Origin of the sequence: Pseudomonas sp. (genome assembly GCF_035277045.1) — a bacterium.
Taxonomy (GTDB): Bacteria; Pseudomonadota; Gammaproteobacteria; order Pseudomonadales; family Pseudomonadaceae; genus Aquipseudomonas.
Map to the genome: position 1 here is coordinate 23,858 of NZ_DATELE010000242.1, position 16,311 is coordinate 40,168.

The 16,311-nt window shown below is 54.6% G+C and carries 15 protein-coding genes and 1 pseudogene; 6 read left to right on the forward strand and 10 right to left on the reverse strand.

Annotated features, from left to right (window positions below):
* Positions 1-12: 12 nt before the first annotated feature.
* Complete coding sequence (gene pyrF / locus VJS90_RS13845; protein ID WP_324122211.1) at positions 13-714, reverse strand: orotidine-5'-phosphate decarboxylase; 702 nt, start codon at positions 712-714, stop codon at positions 13-15.
* 179 nt (positions 715-893) lie between these two features.
* On the opposite strand from pyrF, the gene VJS90_RS13850 reads away from it, so the two are divergent.
* Complete coding sequence (locus VJS90_RS13850; RefSeq protein ID WP_324122212.1) at positions 894-1,061, forward strand: DUF2897 family protein; 168 nt, start codon at positions 894-896, stop codon at positions 1,059-1,061.
* Positions 1,062-1,111: 50 nt separating this feature from the next.
* On the opposite strand, the gene VJS90_RS13855 is transcribed toward VJS90_RS13850, so the two are convergent.
* The 3 genes from VJS90_RS13855 to VJS90_RS13865 form a co-directional block, all read right to left on the reverse strand.
* Positions 1,112-1,447: a ComEA family DNA-binding protein gene (locus tag VJS90_RS13855; RefSeq protein ID WP_324122213.1), complete on the reverse strand. Its 336-nt coding sequence runs from the start codon at positions 1,445-1,447 to the stop codon at positions 1,112-1,114.
* A gap of 590 nt (positions 1,448-2,037) precedes the next feature.
* The gene (locus tag VJS90_RS13860) at positions 2,038-2,343 is read right to left on the reverse strand and encodes a hypothetical protein (RefSeq protein ID WP_324122214.1); all 306 of its coding nucleotides are present in this window, start codon (positions 2,341-2,343) and stop codon (positions 2,038-2,040) included.
* A gap of 98 nt (positions 2,344-2,441) precedes the next feature.
* The gene (locus tag VJS90_RS13865) at positions 2,442-2,594 is read right to left on the reverse strand and encodes a hypothetical protein (protein ID WP_324122215.1); all 153 of its coding nucleotides are present in this window, start codon (positions 2,592-2,594) and stop codon (positions 2,442-2,444) included.
* Positions 2,595-3,295: 701 nt separating this feature from the next.
* On the opposite strand from VJS90_RS13865, the gene VJS90_RS13870 reads away from it, so the two are divergent.
* Both VJS90_RS13870 and VJS90_RS13875 read left to right on the forward strand, forming a co-directional pair.
* Positions 3,296-5,086: an O-antigen ligase family protein gene (locus VJS90_RS13870; protein WP_324122216.1), complete on the forward strand. Its 1,791-nt coding sequence runs from the start codon at positions 3,296-3,298 to the stop codon at positions 5,084-5,086.
* A gap of 97 nt (positions 5,087-5,183) precedes the next feature.
* The gene (locus tag VJS90_RS13875; RefSeq protein WP_324122217.1) at positions 5,184-5,744 is read left to right on the forward strand and encodes a hypothetical protein; all 561 of its coding nucleotides are present in this window, start codon (positions 5,184-5,186) and stop codon (positions 5,742-5,744) included.
* Here VJS90_RS13875 and VJS90_RS13880 read toward each other — a convergent pair.
* The 3 genes from VJS90_RS13880 to VJS90_RS13890 form a co-directional block, all read right to left on the reverse strand.
* Positions 5,628-7,622, reverse strand: a complete 1,995-nt coding sequence (locus VJS90_RS13880; RefSeq protein WP_324122218.1) for a nucleoside-diphosphate sugar epimerase/dehydratase — start codon at positions 7,620-7,622, stop codon at positions 5,628-5,630. The two genes, VJS90_RS13875 and VJS90_RS13880, sit on opposite strands and share 117 nt — an antisense overlap.
* A 62-nt stretch (positions 7,623-7,684) precedes the next feature.
* On the reverse strand, positions 7,685-8,692 hold the full coding sequence (locus VJS90_RS13885; RefSeq protein ID WP_324122219.1) for a glycosyltransferase family 4 protein: 1,008 nt from the start codon (positions 8,690-8,692) through the stop codon (positions 7,685-7,687).
* Positions 8,689-9,651 (reverse strand): SDR family oxidoreductase, encoded by a 963-nt coding sequence (locus VJS90_RS13890; protein ID WP_324122220.1) that lies wholly within the window; start codon positions 9,649-9,651, stop codon positions 8,689-8,691. Before VJS90_RS13890 ends, VJS90_RS13885 begins: the two co-directional genes overlap by 4 nt.
* A 334-nt stretch (positions 9,652-9,985) precedes the next feature.
* Here VJS90_RS13890 and VJS90_RS13895 point away from each other — a divergent pair, with 334 nt between their 5' ends.
* The 3 genes from VJS90_RS13895 to VJS90_RS13905 all read left to right on the forward strand — a co-directional run bounded on the left by VJS90_RS13895 (position 9,986) and on the right by VJS90_RS13905 (position 13,844).
* Positions 9,986-11,365, forward strand: coding sequence for a lipopolysaccharide biosynthesis protein (locus VJS90_RS13895; RefSeq protein WP_324122221.1), 1,380 nt, complete (start codon positions 9,986-9,988; stop codon positions 11,363-11,365).
* Positions 11,349-12,257: a glycosyltransferase gene (locus VJS90_RS13900; RefSeq protein ID WP_324122222.1), complete on the forward strand. Its 909-nt coding sequence runs from the start codon at positions 11,349-11,351 to the stop codon at positions 12,255-12,257. Before VJS90_RS13895 ends, VJS90_RS13900 begins: the two co-directional genes overlap by 17 nt.
* 138 nt (positions 12,258-12,395) lie before the next feature.
* A complete protein-coding gene (locus VJS90_RS13905) occupies positions 12,396-13,844 on the forward strand; it encodes a hypothetical protein (protein ID WP_324122223.1) in 1,449 nt (482 codons plus the stop codon).
* A gap of 56 nt (positions 13,845-13,900) precedes the next feature.
* Here the strand turns inward: VJS90_RS13905 and VJS90_RS13910 are convergent, their stop codons facing one another.
* The 3 genes and pseudogenes from VJS90_RS13910 to VJS90_RS13920 form a co-directional block, all read right to left on the reverse strand.
* Positions 13,901-15,031 (reverse strand): glycosyltransferase, encoded by a 1,131-nt coding sequence (locus VJS90_RS13910; RefSeq protein ID WP_324122224.1) that lies wholly within the window; start codon positions 15,029-15,031, stop codon positions 13,901-13,903.
* Entirely contained in the window at positions 15,028-15,957 is a 930-nt protein-coding gene (locus tag VJS90_RS13915; RefSeq protein ID WP_324122225.1) for an NAD(P)-dependent oxidoreductase, read from the reverse strand. The genes VJS90_RS13910 and VJS90_RS13915 overlap by 4 nt, the downstream gene beginning before the upstream one ends.
* Before the next feature lie 181 nt (positions 15,958-16,138).
* Positions 16,139-16,311, reverse strand: a pseudogene (locus VJS90_RS13920) (UDP-N-acetylglucosamine 2-epimerase (non-hydrolyzing)); the annotation flags it as partial.

Genomic DNA, 16,311 nt, shown 5'->3' on the forward strand with positions numbered 1-16,311 from the left:
GTTCGCGGCGGCTCAGCCGCGAATTTCAGCCACCACCGCCGCCAGCGCCTCGGCCGGATTGGCCGCCTGGCTGATCGGACGCCCGATCACCAGATAATCCGAACCCGCATCCAGCGCCTGGCGCGGCGTCAGGATACGGCGCTGGTCGTCCTGGGCACTGCCCGCCGGACGAATCCCCGGCGTGACCAGCTGCAGCGACGGATGCGCCGCCTTCAGCGCAGGCGCCTCGAGAGCCGAGCACACCAGGCCGTCCATCCCGGCTTTTTCAGCCAGTGCCGCCAGGCGCAGCACCTGTTCCTGCGGCTCGATGTCCAGGCCGATGCCCGCCAGGTCCTCGCGCTCCATGCTGGTCAGCACGGTCACACCGATCAGCAGCGGCTGCGCGCCGCTGCGCTTGGCCAGCACCTCACGGCACGCCGCCATCATGCGCAGGCCACCGGAGCAGTGCACATTGACCATCCACACGCCCATCTCCGCCGCAGCCTTCACCGCCATCGCCGTGGTGTTGGGGATGTCGTGAAACTTGAGGTCGAGAAACACCTCGAAGCCCTTCTCGCACAGCGTCTCGACGATACCCGAGGCGCTGCTGGTGAACAGTTCTTTGCCTACCTTGACCCGGCACAACGCAGGGTCGAGCTGATCGGCCAGCCGCAGGGCGGCGTCACGGGTAGGAAAATCCAGGGCAACGATCAGGGGCGTCTGGCAGGCGGACATGGTCAGGGTCTCTTGGCAAGTCGAAAACGGCGCGCATTGTAAACGATGTAACGCCCCCCGTGGGCCCTTTGACCCGCCGCAATTGGCCGCGTGCAGGCCCAGTCCTATAATGGAACCAATGAATTCGGGCTCCGCTCGAAAGCATGACAGCGACACTAGAGTCGCTTGGGAGAACAAGAATGCCCTGGTACGCATGGTTGATATTGCTGGTTGCCCTTGGATCGATTGTGGGCGGGTTGTTGCTGTTGCGTGATACGGCCAAGGAGCTGCCGTTGACGGAAGAGCAGAAGAGGAAAATCCGGGAGCGGAACGTGGAGATGGATGCCAAGGAAGCCAAGGACAGGTAAATGTCCGATGGCAGCCGACCCGCTCCTCCGGGTCGGCTGGGGGACTTTTGTTACTCGAGCGTGAGTTTGTCGCGGTTGCGTTCGAGGAGAGCGCTGCCGATGCCTTTGATTTCCAGGAGCTCGTCTATCGAGGCGAACGGGCCATGGGCTTCGCGGTAGGCGACGATGGCCTCGGCTTTGGATTTGCCGATGCCGTTGAGGTGGGTTTGCAGGGTGGGGGCGTCGGCTTGGTTCAGGTTTAGGCGTGGGGCCTGGGTGGACATGTGAGGGGCGGCCATCATGGTATCGGCCATGGTGGAGGGTGCTGCGGTTGGGGCTGCTCCTGCTGAGAAGGCAATGCTGGCAAAGAGCGGCAGCAAGAGGTATGAGAAGACGGTATTGCGCATGGTGTTCACTCCTGTGAAGTTGGATAGTCAGGCAGTTATTCCGAAGTTGCCGAGAGGAAAGCTATCTGGTTGCGGGGCATTAGAAAAGCCCGGTTTCAGTGGGAATAGTTACCAAATTAATCTGAATTACTATTTATAACGCTTTATTGTAGGAATAAGCTTTGCCGAGCGACAAATAGTTGAATAGTTCTGACAGCAACAGGAAAAAAAGCGCACATAAGTCAGCAATATGAATATACAACCCCCGACCGCACCCCTCCCCCCCTCCCGCCTCCACCTCCCTAATGTGGAAGCAACTGTTTTCTATCTATTGCTCATACCTCACGGCCCGGCATAGCCGGGCCCTGTGGGAGCGGGCTAGTCCCGCGATCGAGGGCAGAGCCCTCGCCGGGCCAACAAACCATCAGCCCCCGCAACGTCCGCAGGGAACACCGCCCCCTGCATCCCGATATACCCACAGGACTCTTTCAACTCTGAGGCCGCTTGCGCCCCCGAAGCCCTCACCTATTAAAACCAGACATGCAAGACTTTTACCTGCACCCAACTGCCCCTCCCCGATTGCTCCTTCATAACCCAACAAAATCTCCTCACTAACCCCAATACAAATTCAACCTCCCCCGAACATTCAAACTCTCCACAGCAAAATTACACGAAGAATCAGCCAAACACTTTTCAATCAACCCACTCATAAGCCACAGCCCGTCATCTGGCACTTCGGGAATATATTCATGCACAAAATCCGCACTGGTCGCCAACCGGTTGGCATCGGTAGAAAAGGCCCACTCCCGAAGGCTCACGTCATGCAAAGTCCCACCCCGATTCCAGCCCTTGGCGTAGCGGCCTTGGTTGCCGCTGCCTGCCAGGAATGCAACGGCCAGCACGTTCAGCGATCTCATGGTCCGCTTTCGATTAATGACGAGCATCAGTAAAGGCCGCACCAACCGCTCTGCTCCATGTTGTTCACACAGGGGGAGCGCCCATGAGTAGGCACGCACTACGCGCCCAGCATGCGCATGGTCTGGTCGAGCTGCCTGTAGCTCGCATGGGCCAGCGCTGTCAGCGTCATGCCGGTCAACCAGACAGGGATCGGCAGGACCGATCTCAGTAAAGTCCGGTCGATGGTTTTCAGTGCAACAATGCTTGTCATGGCGATCGTTGAACCGCCGCTGCACGGGGCTATTTATCGCTGCGCAAGGGCGTGCACATCAATGTCGCTATGCCGCGGTCTCACGCCGGGTTCCGCCCTACAGTTCTCAACTCGCCACAGCACGACCTAATCTCTCGCTCTCCCCTGCCAAACTCCCTCTCTACCCGGGGAAGGCAACGAGATGCCCATTCCAGCCAAACTCCACGCTGGTGAGTATATCCCTGCACGCAATGCGGGAAATGCTGCCGCAATGTGTGCCTGGCCGAAGAATCTCGCCCGTTTTATCGGAGCAATGGTGCTTGTCGGCATTACCATGTTGCTGACAAGATGGCCCCGCTGGCTTGCACTATCGGTGTTAAGGACAGCTTGTTTCATACCATACATTGGTGTGTTCGCCGCCCCTACCATAGATTGACATCACGCCTAAACCCCCGTATTAACTGAGTTTTTTACTTCCGAGGCAGGATCACTTGCCTAGGTTCGCAGCTTCGCTTTCTAGTGGTAATGGCGCGATGTGAAGAAAATCAGCTAAGGCTGATCTGCTGGAGGTAGAGACAAACCTGCGCATACAGTGTCAGTAGTCGTGTGAGGAGTACGACCTCAATACAGCGATGAGCTAGGCGGCGCGCTCGAGAAACGGTACGCCATGCGGATTCACGCGAGCTATCATAATTGATATTAACTTTGCAACTGGATTTACCATGACCTACCAAGGTAATTTATTGCTACGCTTGATATTCATGATTTTACCACTCGGATTTATCGCACACATTGCCGGAATGCTGTTCATAACTGACGGTAGTCGCCATACAACCATTTCCAACGCCACATTTTTCATACCCGCATTGATTCTCTGTATTTTTGACAGGCCATTACGCAAGAGCCTGATCAGCCGAAAATATCTGTATGTAGGGCTAATGCTAGCCTTCACAGTTCTCATAGCCACGACCAACAGCAATTCGGAAAACTCAGCCTCCCTCCAGCTAAAAAAAGCTTTATATGTAATATTGTATCTTGCCAGTATTAGCCTACTAATCAGAAAAGGGATAATGGAGGCATGCCTTAATATTCTCTTCGTCCTGTCCGGAATAACAGCCATATCCAGCATCATTGTGCAAGCAACGGTACAGGACAGCAACATATTCCTGAGTGACTTCCGCCTATATAGTTTGGGCTACAAAGATTTTGCCGACTTCAAGAACCCTGTCGTCGCAGCACTATACTATGGATTTTTCGGTGTCTATGGGTTCGCACAATTACTCACCAAACCCCATCCTCGCAGCAAAAACCTCCTTTTCAGCGCATGCATAATAGGCTTATCGCTATATGTTTATTGCACATTCGCCCGCGGGGTTTGGCTCGGATATGGTCTAGCGTTATGTGTCACTGCTGTACTCCACCACAGTCACAGAACGAAAAAGTGGCTCATTGTAGCGGCAGCCTTAACACTGGCCGTTGCAATCGAGTTGCGCCCAGTACTTGAAGATCAATACTCACGGGGATTGAGTCTTAGAGATGTAATTTGGAAAGAGTGGCTTGAACGAATTGAGGAATTTGGCATAGTTGGTGCCGGTGCAGGCCAGCGCTTTGAAATATGCCTTACCAGCGACCAGTGCTTCTCTCAAGCTCATAACTTGTTTTTGCAGTTCTTCTATGAGTATGGTGTCATCGGCATTGCATTGATGATTGCTATGCTGCTGAGTACATTCTGCCAGTCGCTGGATAGACGCCACTGGCGAATTCCGCTAGCACAGACAGGCTTACCGCTACTCATATTTTGCATTGTTACCGCTATGTTTAATTATCATACAGTCCTAAATCGTCCCGGCGTCTATTGGATGATTTTCTGGCTACCAATCGGAATTATTCTCTCGACCCAAGCAAGAACCAGCCATCAAGAGAAAAGAACCCCAGAAATAATTGACATCCTATACTCCGTTAAGCGTTATTGGCATATCGAAATCATTGGCAGCCTTGACAAGCCATTCAAATGGAAACGCATTTTTCAAAAATACAAAAGAAACAATAGATATCGTTACATCTTCTGGTTTCGCCTTGCTTATGTACTGCACGGGCAAGGGAATAAGTTTTGGAGGCGTCGAGCCAAGATGCTCAACGAGAAGATAAGCCGTAAATATAATGTGGAAATCATGTTGGGTGCCACAATCGGTGAGGGTTTGTGGATCGCTCACCCTACGGGAATTGTAATCACGTCACATGCCAAAATAGGTAACAACTTCAAAATATGGCAGAACTGCACTATCGGCATCAAAGGCCAACACGAAGATACCAACCTTGTTATAGGCCATGGCGTACGAGTTCATGCGCACTCGTGCATCATTTCTGACAACCTTGAGCTTGGAAATAATGTCATTGTCGGAGCAGGCAGCTTTGTAAACAAAAGCATCCCTGCAGGCCATGTTGTATTCAACGCCCGGACTGACGTTATTCGAAGGTACGACGCAAACCTAATAGGCCGCCTTCAACAATAGTCCAAAAACATATATCATATCTCCGTAGGTTAAGCCTTTGGTGAACTTCACGGAAACCTGATCAGGCGCACGCGCCTGATCCCGCTAAAGGCTGGCATTGCCCTATGCCTCAAGGCTGTGGGTGCTGGGCGCGCTGGCCCTGATGCTCATCTGGGTGGCAGGCAGGTTTGTCGGGTTTCTCAATCTGTCCTCGCTGCACACCTTCTATGCGTCGCGCCTCACCCGAGCCTACCTGGGCGCGTCCAATGGCCGGCGTTTCTCAGGGGCCAGCGATGCCAAGGGCCTGAGCGTCACCGAGCCGCTGCCCGGCGATGACATTGCCCTGGACACCTACTACGTCACCGAGACCGCCGGCCCGCTGCACCTCATCAATGTGACCATGAACCTGACCGTGGACCCTGCCGAGCAGCTCGTCCAGCGCGACCGCAAGGGCAAGCCCTTGTGTCTGGCGCCCCACGGCTGGACGCAGTTCACCAAGACTTCTGGAGCTCCTCGAAATCTTTGGGAGCTCCGTATTTTCCTCCGCAATTTTTCGCACCTATCAAGGCTCAAGACGCCTTTGCTGGTAGATCCAGTCTACAATCTCGCCGTCCGGCTTGTAGCCACTAACCACTTCGCGGAGCAATTGCCGAACCCGTTGATAGTCGTCAACCGTTAATGCCACATGCAAGGCTGAAAGATGTTCTTTTAACTGCTCCCACGGCATGTAGTCTTCTTGCGCGCTCATAATCATTGGATGCCGCGTAGCAAGAACGTTGTCACCAATCAGAAGTTCTTCATAAAGCTTCTCGCCCGGTCGCAGGCCGGTAAACTCAATGGCAATATCACCATGGGGGCTCTTATCGGATCTGACGCTGAGACCTGACAGATGAATCATTTTCTCAGCCAATTCGACGATTCTAACTGGCTCACCCATGTCAAGCACGAAGACGTCACCGCCTTGCCCCATCGAACCGGCCTGGATTACCAGCTGCGCGGCCTCCGGAATGGTCATGAAATAACGCGTGATTTTCGGGTGGGTAACAGTGACTGGCCCACCCTCCTTGATTTGCTTATGAAACAGGGGTATGACAGAGCCAGATGACCCCAGGACGTTACCGAAGCGAACCATGGTAAAGCGCGTTTTGTTCACCTGCGAAACTCTGCCTTGCTCACCAAACAAGATCGGTGCAACTTCACGGCTTAGGCCTTGCAGGACCATTTCAGCCAGACGCTTAGTGCTGCCCATAACATTGGTTGGTCGTACAGCTTTGTCAGTGGAGATCAGTACGAAGTTAGAAACTCCCGCCTGTAGCGCCGCCTGCGCCGTATTCAAGGTACCGATAACGTTATTAAGTATGCCTTCTGCGATGTTGTGCTCGACCATTGGTACATGCTTGTAAGCGGCAGCATGGTATACAGTGTCGACATGCCAAGTGGACATGACATCAAGCAGTTGGGCAGGATTTCGGACTGACCCCAGGATAGGCAGAACTTGCGTTGAAAGTGCTTCACGCTTAAGTCGCCGCTCGAGCTCCGAAAGGATGCTGTAAAGGTTGAACTCACTATGCTCCAAGAGCAGCAGCACCTTGGGCTTGAGTGTCAGGATCTGACGACAGAGCTCCGAGCCGATTGAGCCTCCCGCCCCGGTTACCAATACGACCTGACCCAACACGCAACGAGCCAGAAGGTCTTCCTGAGCGGGCACTGAATCGCGGCCAAGCAAATCGGCGATTTCTACTTCTTGCAAGTCATCGACTTTGACTCGACCACTCGCCAGATCCATGAAACCTGGAATGCTTCGCACATGCAGCGGGTATGATTCGAGAAAATTCAGTATCTCTCGGCGGCGTACGCGGCTAATGGACGGCAACGCCAACAGCAATTCTTCTGCTCCAGTGACATCGAGCATTCGTTGTATCTGGCTTGGCTTGTAGACCTGCAAGCCAGATATGACCCGGTCGGTGATGCTTCTGTCGTCGTCAATGAAAGCGACAGGCCGCATTACCTTGCCCATGCGCAATGCCGCTACCAACTGATTGCCGGCTGCGCCTGCACCATAAATGGCAACCTTGGGGAGACCGTTGTCTCGGCTGGCAAAAGGCACATGCTGAGCTGCGGAGAACCAATCCCCCAAGAAGAACTGCCGCATGGCCAATCGGAGGCCGCCAACCATGATCAAGCTCAACCACCAATAGTTGAAAGTAATCGAGCGCGGCACCACGTTTTGATGATTACTGGCCCAGTAAATAATGAAGCCTAAAATTAGAGCCGATAGGGTAACCGCCTTGATGATCGTGATGAGCGCATCATTGCCAAAGTAGCGCATTACCGCCCTGTACAAGCCAAAGCGGACAAAAAGAGGAATGGCCACACCGGGTGCACAAAGAAACAACCATGTGTGATCGAGAATCGGGTTGGCCATCTCGTCAATACCCAACCGAACTACGAATGCCAGCCACAGCGCGATCCACACGAGCACGACGTCTGTCAGCACTTGAAGAATACGTTTATGCCGACGAGGCAAGCCAAGCAGTTTTGCGCGCACTTTGTCCATAGAGCCTCTTAACGTTCCTGAAAAAACAGCAATGCCTGATCACTCATTTCGCCACTGTGCGACTATTCGAGACTGCCTGCACGGAAGCGTACCGCCAGCGCCACCAATGGCAGATATGCCAGCAGAACCCCTGCTACGCCATCTAGGCCTAGCAAGAGAACGCACATCGCTACCGGTAGCAGCCACAACAAATTCAAGGCTACGACAGCAAGGGTAACGGGCAGATGCCGACCATACATACGTGAAGCGAACTGGTACGCATGACTGCGGTGTGCTTCGTACACCTTATCACCCCGCATCAGCCTACGAATCAAGGTATATGTGGCGTCGACAATAAATACCCCTAGCAAAATCAGCCAGCACCAGAACAGCTGAGATGAAAGCCATGCCGCCTGAAGCGATAAACCACCTAATACGATACCCAGAAAGCCACTGCCTGCATCCCCCATGAAAATCCGTGCAGGAGGGAAGTTCCAGAAAAGGAACCCGGCGACCGCTGCAGCAAGCAGCAGGGGCAACGCAATATAGTTTTCGAAACCACCTATCCAGTACAGAAGACAAGCCCCCAAGCATGCCGTGATCGCCTCAACACTCGCGATACCGTCAATTCCATCCATGAAATTGTAGAGGTTCAATAACCATACTAGATAAACTGCGGCAAGCAGGCCACCGACCCATCCCAAATCGACCGACCAGCCGAAAAAGGTCAGCGTCGGCAGGCCGCCGATCCAGGCCAGCAACCAGGCGGCGGCAGTAAAATGCCCTAGCAGCCGCCAGCGCGCGGCAATGTGACCGTGGTCATCCATGAAGCCCAGTATCGCAGTCAACGCACCGGCACCACCAAGCGCTATCAACATGTCGAGGCTGGAGTAGAAGGCGGCAAGACATGCTAGCGCAGCGAGAAAAGCCAGCACAATCGCGACCCCTCCCCCCCGAGGCGTCGGCACTGTGTGGGAACTGCGTGCATTTGGCACATCAATGATGCTTCTCGCCAATGCGTAGCGGCGTAATGCAGCCGTCATCAGAAGTGAAATGAACAATACAATCGGAACCAGCCACCACTGAATCATCGCTTGTCATTTTCCTGAAAGTGTCGGGCGGCCGCCCTTAGCGCAACGTCGGTGCTGACAGGTGGCTTCCAGCCAAGCAGCCTGCGGGTTTTCTCAATATCCACCTGAAGCGAGCCACAAAGCCGCTGCGACAATGCCCCTTTGCCGAGAAAGCGGGCACCGGCTTGCAGGAGCTGGGCAGGCACCGGTATCAACCTGGCAGGCTTGCCCAAGGCATGGCCCATGCGTCGCAGCAGATCGGTGGTGGACATGTCGTCCCCGTCGCTGACCAGGAATACCTGATTAGCAGCTGCGGGGTGTTCGATACAAGTCATCACAAGATCCACAAGATTATCCAGCGCTACGAGACTCCGGCGATTGTTGATCGCGCCAAATGGCAGCGGAATACCGCGTTGTAGCCAGCGCATCATGCTTTGGAAGTTTGCCTTGACCCCAGGACCATAAACCAGCACCGGCCGGATGATCACGACCTCCAACCCGGTCTCGCGCGCCAGCGCAAGCAAACCCTCTTCCGCCTCCAGCTTAGAGACGCCGTATGGATCGGTGGGCTTTGGCGTGTCGTCTGCTCGGTAGGGTGCGCCAGCCAAAGTCCCCTCGCCATTGACCTTGATGGAGCTAATGAAGATAAAACGCTTGGCGCCAGCAGCGCGAGCGGCGCGGGCCAGAGCGATCGTGCCGTCAACGTTGACCCTGCGAAATTCGGCAAGGGGGTCCGCCGCTGTATCGTTCATTACGTGGACTCGGGAGGCACAATGCACCACCACATCCGGAGCATGCGCGCTAAGGCGAGAGCTCTGGTCATCGGTCAAGTCGTAAATCGAATAGGTTTCGACACCGGCTGGCAAGTCACTCGCTGCCTTGCGCAGAGCGACAACAACCCGCACGCCTTCTGAGCGGCTCAAGACATCCAACACCGCGCGGCCTACAAAACCAGTAGCCCCGGTTAACAGAACTTTCATTATGAGTCAGCAACTCCCAGACTGCGGTTGATTATCCTTATCGTGCCTCTGCCTGTAGGCAGGGCTTTTCTGACGCGTTGGTACGGCATTTCTGACGGTTAAGCGGGGTTTGCAGAGCGAGCTAGCCTATCACGTCCACCCTCGGATACAGCAAGCGGCGCCGGGCGACTCGTCCAGCCTGACACAACACTCGATTGCCATGCAAAAGACAGCACGACATTCATTGGCCACTACGCATTTGTCATCCAGACCCGATTGAAGTCAGTGATGGACAGCTCTGAGAAAACAAAACAGAATCCATGCCGAATTTAGAACAGGTGAATGCCATCCCGCCATGGGCACAAATAAAATCAACAACGCGCTGACCTCCCCCGTAGCCGCCAGCATCGCCGCCGTCGTTGGCCGGTTTTTGCTGCTTGGCACTGGTGCTTTGACAGGGATTATCATTCCCCTGACGATGGCGCAAGAGTCAGTTGGATTGTTCTTCCTGGCACAATCGATCATTGCAGCGCTGGCCACGATGGGCCAGTTGGGTTTGAGCATCACAGCCCCAGCCGGCATCTCCACCGCTCAAGGTCACCGAGACGGCGGGCAGGTCAAACAGGTGGTGCGGCGAACCTTAGCGATCGCCCTACTCTCCACTGCCAGCCTTGCCGTCGGCTTCAACTTTTTCATGCACGTGCTTTCCCAGTATCAGGATGCCGAACTGCTAGGGCTGTTGCATAAGCTGGCGCCGCTGGTATCCATCAGCATGGTACTTGCGGCAATGACCACCATTCTCGCGGAACAGCACCGAGCCATTGGCCATTTTGTTCAGGCAAGTTTCCTTACCACAGGTGCCAGCATCGCCAGTGCTGCTACTGTGATCCTTGCATGGCGAGGGGCATTCACGCTTGACCTGAACCTGTTGCTGCTGGCGGGCGTCGTGGGCGCAGGCTGCGGCATGCTGTTGGGTGCATATAGTCTGCGCCGCTGGTATCGAGCGCAGCTCGAGGCGCGCGCGATCACTGATGTCTCTTATGGACATTTGTTGCGCGAGACACGCCCGAACCTGACCACCACCGTCGTGCTGTTTGTCATGTCCCAGGCCGATCTGTGGATCATCGCCTATTACGGCGACACATCTGGCCTGGCAATCTATGGCCTCGCATCACGTCTCGCAGCGCTGGTGCTGATTCCGCTGGCGGTAATCAATACCGTTGTCGCGCCCTCTATCGGCAGGCTGTGGGTACGTAACAAGAAACGGTATTTGCAACGAGTGCTCGGCATCGGCGCGGGTGCGGCAATCTCGCTGGCGATATTCGGCTATCTCATCTTCGTTCTGTTCGGCAAGTTCCTACTGACCCATGTCTGGTCAGAGCAATACAGCGATGCCTACTACATCTTTGCTATCCTCGGCTTGTCTCAAATCGTGCAGACCTTCGCTGGAACCGCCGGCTTCGTGCTTATGATGCTGCAGAAACAGCATATAGCGATGCGCATCTCTGTGGTCACTGGTGTCATGATGGTTGCTGCGGGAGTCGTCGCCATGGGACTTTATGTCATCATGGGATTGGCCGTGGTATACAGCCTAGGAGGCATCTGCCAATCCTTGGCGCAAATTTATTTCGTCAAACGACTATTCGCCCTCAGAACAACCGCCAATTACACCTCTCTACGACGGTTCCTACGTTTTTACATTCGAAAAAAGGTTAACCATGGAAGCCAGCCCTAGTACATTGCCCAAAGTTTCAATTGTTATCCCCACATACAATACCGGGCGATATGTGCTGGATGCCATTGATAGCGTGCTCAACCAGAGCTACCCCAATTTGGAGCTGATCGTCGTAGATGACGGTTCAACCGATGAAACTCCAGACCTGCTGGCACGACATACCGGCTCGTTTACGCGTTTTCGCCAAACCAATGCGGGCCAGAGTGCGGCCATGAACTACGGCTGGACCCAAAGCACTGGTGAACTTCTGGGTTACCTCAGCGCCGATGACCTACTTCACCGGGACGCGATCAAAACCATCGTAGCTAGCATGCACGAAAGACCAGATGCTGTTCTCGCGTATCCAGACTTCTGTGTGATTGACGAAGACTCCAAACACGTACGGACGGTCCAGACTCCGGACTATGACGAGCGTCTTCTCGTCGCCAATTTCCAGTGCCTCCCCGGGCCTGGCGCTCTCTTTCGTCGAAGCGCCTGGCAGAGCACGGGAGGATGGAGCACTGACCTCCGGAACATTCCGGACATGGACTACTTCCTTCGTCTTTGCCAACACGGCCCTTTCATGCGTGTGCCGACTCCACTGGCAGACTTCCGCATCCACTCAGGCTCGACCACGTACAATCCTTGCAACGCCCAGCGCGCAGATGAGCCGGTAAAAGTCATCAACAGCTTTTACAATAGCCGCAATTTGTCGAAATCGATTCTAAACTTCAAGCGCAAGGCAGTTGCCAATGCCTTGATGCTGTCAGGTTTTATGCATGGGTTCTCAGGCCGTTATGGGTTATTCATTAGGCGAATGGGGAGAGCCGCGCTGCTAGATCCCTCCTCCATTTTTTCGAGAAAAATGATCAGCTATATACTCACGATTGTTAAAGCAAGGCCCAAAACCTGAATTAGTTTTGCATGGGTAGACATAGTCGAGATGTAAGTAAGGAAACGATGCAATCGAGGACTGCCGCTCAATCGCCTTAGGCGCTTTGCGGCTAGTCGCCCCTAAACTTTTAAAGTTAGTGCGATCAGGCGGGAAGCTATGGATATGATGACTGCTAGGGTTACGCGCTTTACTCCCTATATGGGCGCTGTACTGGCGCCAGTACTTGCTCTGTGCGTTTGGGTCACGTTGAACCCCTATTTCCTCTGGGAGTCGCGTCGACATATGGCCTTGGCTGGCATGCTGGCCGGCGGCTTGGCAGTCCTTGCCTTTCTGCTGGGGGATCGGCTTCGGCGCAGAGAAATAGCTGGGTTCGGACTAATCTGCCTCTTTATCATCTATATCAGCCTGCTACCAAAAGTCGATGGAACGACAACACGGTGGTACTTCGTGTTGCCCACTATGCTGGCTCTCGCAATCTTCTCCGACGAGCGAAGACTGAAAGTTATCCAGTATTTCAGCTGGATATTCGCAGCGAGCCTGATACCCGGCATCATCGCATCCATTTGCGCCATCGCGAACATACCTATCGAGTTCCAGGCGCTTCCATTACTCAATCCCACCATGGCAGCCGCAGGGGGGTCGTATCTTCATACTCCCGGCGCTTTGCTACTTTCAGGTAATAGCCTGCCAATGCCTTGGGGAGGTGAGCTCTATCGCCTTTGCGCCGTATATGACGAACCAGGAATGGTGGGGACCATATCGGCGTTCCTCCTTGCCGGGTACCGCTTTCGCCTGAACCGCCCCGTCAGTGCAATCCTGTTCATCGGCGGAACGCTCTCGTTCTCGCTGGCGTTCGTTGTAATGGCCACTCTCGGATTTCTCGTCCGTCTAGTCTACACCCGCTCTTTACTGAATCTACTGCCTCTGGCCCTGCTGGGACTGGTGGGGCTTACCGTGCTAGGCGTGATCAAGCCATATATTCCTCTTCGTGAAGTCCCTATCATCTCCAGCGCAACTCAGCAAATCGAAACTCCGACTGAGGATGCACCAGCCTTACTAAGTAGCCCTAGCGAATCTGCACAACTAGAAGCCATTGAGCTTGAGCAGGCGCTGAGCCGCGAGCGCGAGGAGGCTGCTGCTGCAGCTCAGGCGGCGCAGGCAGCCCTCGCGGCACAGGCAGAACGAGCCGCCATGGAAAAGCAGCATTTGCGTCAGGTCGAGGTGATCAACAATCGATCGTTGCCAGAGATGGACCAACTCCTTGAACGCTATTGGCATGCGGACACCAAAACCATCCTGTTCGGTTTGGGCGCCGACTCCAGCGTCGTATATGGCGGAGTATCGCAGGTCGTTACCCGCCTGTTTACCGACTTTGGTCTTATCGGGGCGGTACTCTTTGCTGGAGGCATGCTTTGCCTGATATTTGCCATCACCACAAACTCGCAATCACCGGTATGGGCGCTACTGTTTTTCACACTGTTTGCGCTTAGCATCTATCAGCGGCCGATAGTATGGATGCCATATGCATTCACTCTATTCATCTGCTGCTCGACGCTTGCAGGTTATCGAGAACCACGCTCGGCCTCCAGGTCCAACCTCAGTTAAATGAAGAGCATTGTGCCGAAACCGTCAGCGGGATTCGGCGCAATGCCTTACGCAGGTCACTCAACCAGCGACCCTGTCTTTGTCAAACGTTCGAACCGTTTGATGAGCGCTCGTACTGTAGCTGTCCAAGTGAAATGCTTCAGGACGAAAGAACGTAGCCGCTCGCCCTTCATCGCCAGCTCCTCTGGATCGTCGAGCATGATTTCCAGACCTCGGGCTATACCCTCGCTGCTCGCGGGCACCACGACACCACCGCCGACCGACTCGATCTGGTCGAAACCGCAGGTATCAGTCAACAAGACTGGAAGCCCAACGACACCGGCTTCCAGTGCAACAAGCGACATTGCTTCCGAACGCGACGGGATAACCAGCATCATCGCTTGCCGATAAGCCTGTGTGCGCTGAGCTTCATCAAGAAACCCAATGAAACTCACACGCTCTGTTAGCCCAGCGGTATCAACTTGCGCCTGTAGCTGCGCAAGCATTCCAAAATCCGGACCCGCTATGACCAGCGGATATCGATGAGCTGAGGGCGTGTCAATGTACGCCTGCACCAGAAAATCTGGCCCCTTGACTGGAGCCAGCCGCCCCATGAACAAAATGAATGGGTCGGCCGGCACCGTAATAGTAAGTGGTGAATGGTCCATCGTCGGCTCAGACACCGCGTTGGGAACGACCGGCACGTTCCGGGGGGGAGTTTTTGCAACCTCGGCAATTAGACCCTGCTCGAGATCAGTGATTGCAATATAACCGGACGCCCACTTTATCAACCACTGACCAACGACTTTGTGAAAGACCTTCATGATTGGCCGCGGCGAGGCGACCGAGGCGAACTCTCCGGCGGGACAAAGTATGTATGGACGCCTACTGATAATTGCCAGAAAACCGTAGGCAACACTTAACAGGTTCCAATAGCCCATGATATGGACTACGTCTGCAGCTCGCACAGAACGCCATGCGCGCCATGGATTGACGAGCGGAAGAGGAAATCGATGACCGATTCGTCCGGTGATGTAGCTTTTGACGCCTTGGGCGTCAAACTCCCGCTGCCAGGAATTACCCGTCATTGCGACTGCTTCGCACCGACAACCGGCCTTTGCCAGATTGACGGCGAGGTGACGGGTACGCTCGGCGGTGCCACCGCCGAGCTTGGCATCTAGGGAGATATTGACCAGCAAAATATTCATCCCGCTTTCCTCAAGTGCGCCACATAGCGATGCAGCTGCTGCTTGAAGTCCGCAGTTTCGGGCTGATGCCACTCCGCTAACCGGGGCTCCCTGAAACGCCGCATGGGATTGGAGTTGCTGACACCTCGAGCGCGTAGCAGCAATCCAAGGAGAGAGAGCGGCAAATGGGGTAAATAGCCAAGTGCGGGACGCTCAAATTCCCTCATCAATGCGTCTTGGAGATACCCAAAGTTGTTTTCCGGCGACTCGTCATCGGTAACAAGCACGACTTCACCTTGACGAATCACTGGCACGTTGACGACGAAGGCCAAGGTTTGAACAACTTTCTGGACGCTGACCAGATGCATACGTCGTTTGCCGTAGAGCAGACGCCTCAGCGCCAGCTTCCATAGCGGCGCCGCGCTCACTTCGCTTACAAACGAGACTATGTTGAGTCCGCCTTCTCCAAAGATTGCGCCCAGACGCAGCACCAGCACTTCGAACACGGCCTGCCTAGTACCTCGGACCAAGGCCTCAGCCGCCGCATGCTCGCATTCATAAGGAGTTTTTGGCTTGATCGGAGTTCCTGCGTCAACTACAGGGTTATCTACGGCCCCGAAAACGTCGATGCTTGATACATGAATGTAACGCTTGATTCGAGCCTGCTCGCAGGCCTTGAGAATGTTGCCGATCGCGGGCTCGAACCAGCCGCTTCCATCAGGCCTTAACAGATTGATCACTGTACAGCCTTGGGTCAGGACCGGCTGCAGCGTAGAAGGATCATCAATGTCGAATCGGGTTCGGGCCACAGCCTCACTCTGTAGCCATTCGGGCTCGGTTCGATGGATGGCAAAAACCACCTCATAGTCGGGCAGGCCGTTCAGAACATCGAGAAAGTGGCGCCCAACGAAACCACTCCCGCCGATGACCACCAGCTTTTTCATCATCCTTAAAATCTCCGATCACACTCTGGCCATGACACCAAGGTTGGATTTGCCCTACTCCACCCCGACTTACGCCCTCGGGGAGACACGCCAATTGTCAGCACAGGGTCTGGCAGCATGAACATGAATGAGGGCAACTAAGGCCGGCGCCCTGCAAGGGGCGCCGGTTACAGGTGGGATTAAGCTATTTCGACCAGACCGTGCGGTTGATGTAGTCGGTGTAGCTGTGCACGATCCTCACGACCTGCTTGGAAACCGGCCCACCCAGGTAATCCTGGACTACTGGAATGGCACGCTGGCTCCGATCGTGCTGACTGATGATTACGCGAACGGCATCCAGCACACGGTCCGGCTTCA

Bases quoted from the DNA above. Each gene is read 5' to 3' on its own strand.
- pyrF (WP_324122211.1), bottom strand. From the start codon at position 714: ATGTCCGCCTGCCAGACGCCCCTGATCGTTGCCCTGGATTTTCCTACC.
- VJS90_RS13850 (WP_324122212.1), top strand. From the start codon at position 894: ATGCCCTGGTACGCATGGTTGATATTGCTGGTTGCCCTTGGATCGATT.
- VJS90_RS13855 (WP_324122213.1), bottom strand. From the start codon at position 1,447: ATGCGCAATACCGTCTTCTCATACCTCTTGCTGCCGCTCTTTGCCAGC.
- VJS90_RS13860 (WP_324122214.1), bottom strand. From the start codon at position 2,343: ATGAGATCGCTGAACGTGCTGGCCGTTGCATTCCTGGCAGGCAGCGGC.
- VJS90_RS13865 (WP_324122215.1), bottom strand. From the start codon at position 2,594: ATGACAAGCATTGTTGCACTGAAAACCATCGACCGGACTTTACTGAGA.
- VJS90_RS13870 (WP_324122216.1), top strand. From the start codon at position 3,296: ATGACCTACCAAGGTAATTTATTGCTACGCTTGATATTCATGATTTTA.
- VJS90_RS13880 (WP_324122218.1), bottom strand. From the start codon at position 7,622: ATGGACAAAGTGCGCGCAAAACTGCTTGGCTTGCCTCGTCGGCATAAA.
- VJS90_RS13885 (WP_324122219.1), bottom strand. From the start codon at position 8,692: ATGATTCAGTGGTGGCTGGTTCCGATTGTATTGTTCATTTCACTTCTG.
- VJS90_RS13890 (WP_324122220.1), bottom strand. From the start codon at position 9,651: ATGAAAGTTCTGTTAACCGGGGCTACTGGTTTTGTAGGCCGCGCGGTG.
- VJS90_RS13895 (WP_324122221.1), top strand. From the start codon at position 9,986: ATGGGCACAAATAAAATCAACAACGCGCTGACCTCCCCCGTAGCCGCC.
- VJS90_RS13900 (WP_324122222.1), top strand. From the start codon at position 11,349: ATGGAAGCCAGCCCTAGTACATTGCCCAAAGTTTCAATTGTTATCCCC.
- VJS90_RS13905 (WP_324122223.1), top strand. From the start codon at position 12,396: ATGGATATGATGACTGCTAGGGTTACGCGCTTTACTCCCTATATGGGC.
- VJS90_RS13910 (WP_324122224.1), bottom strand. From the start codon at position 15,031: ATGAATATTTTGCTGGTCAATATCTCCCTAGATGCCAAGCTCGGCGGT.
- VJS90_RS13915 (WP_324122225.1), bottom strand. From the start codon at position 15,957: ATGATGAAAAAGCTGGTGGTCATCGGCGGGAGTGGTTTCGTTGGGCGC.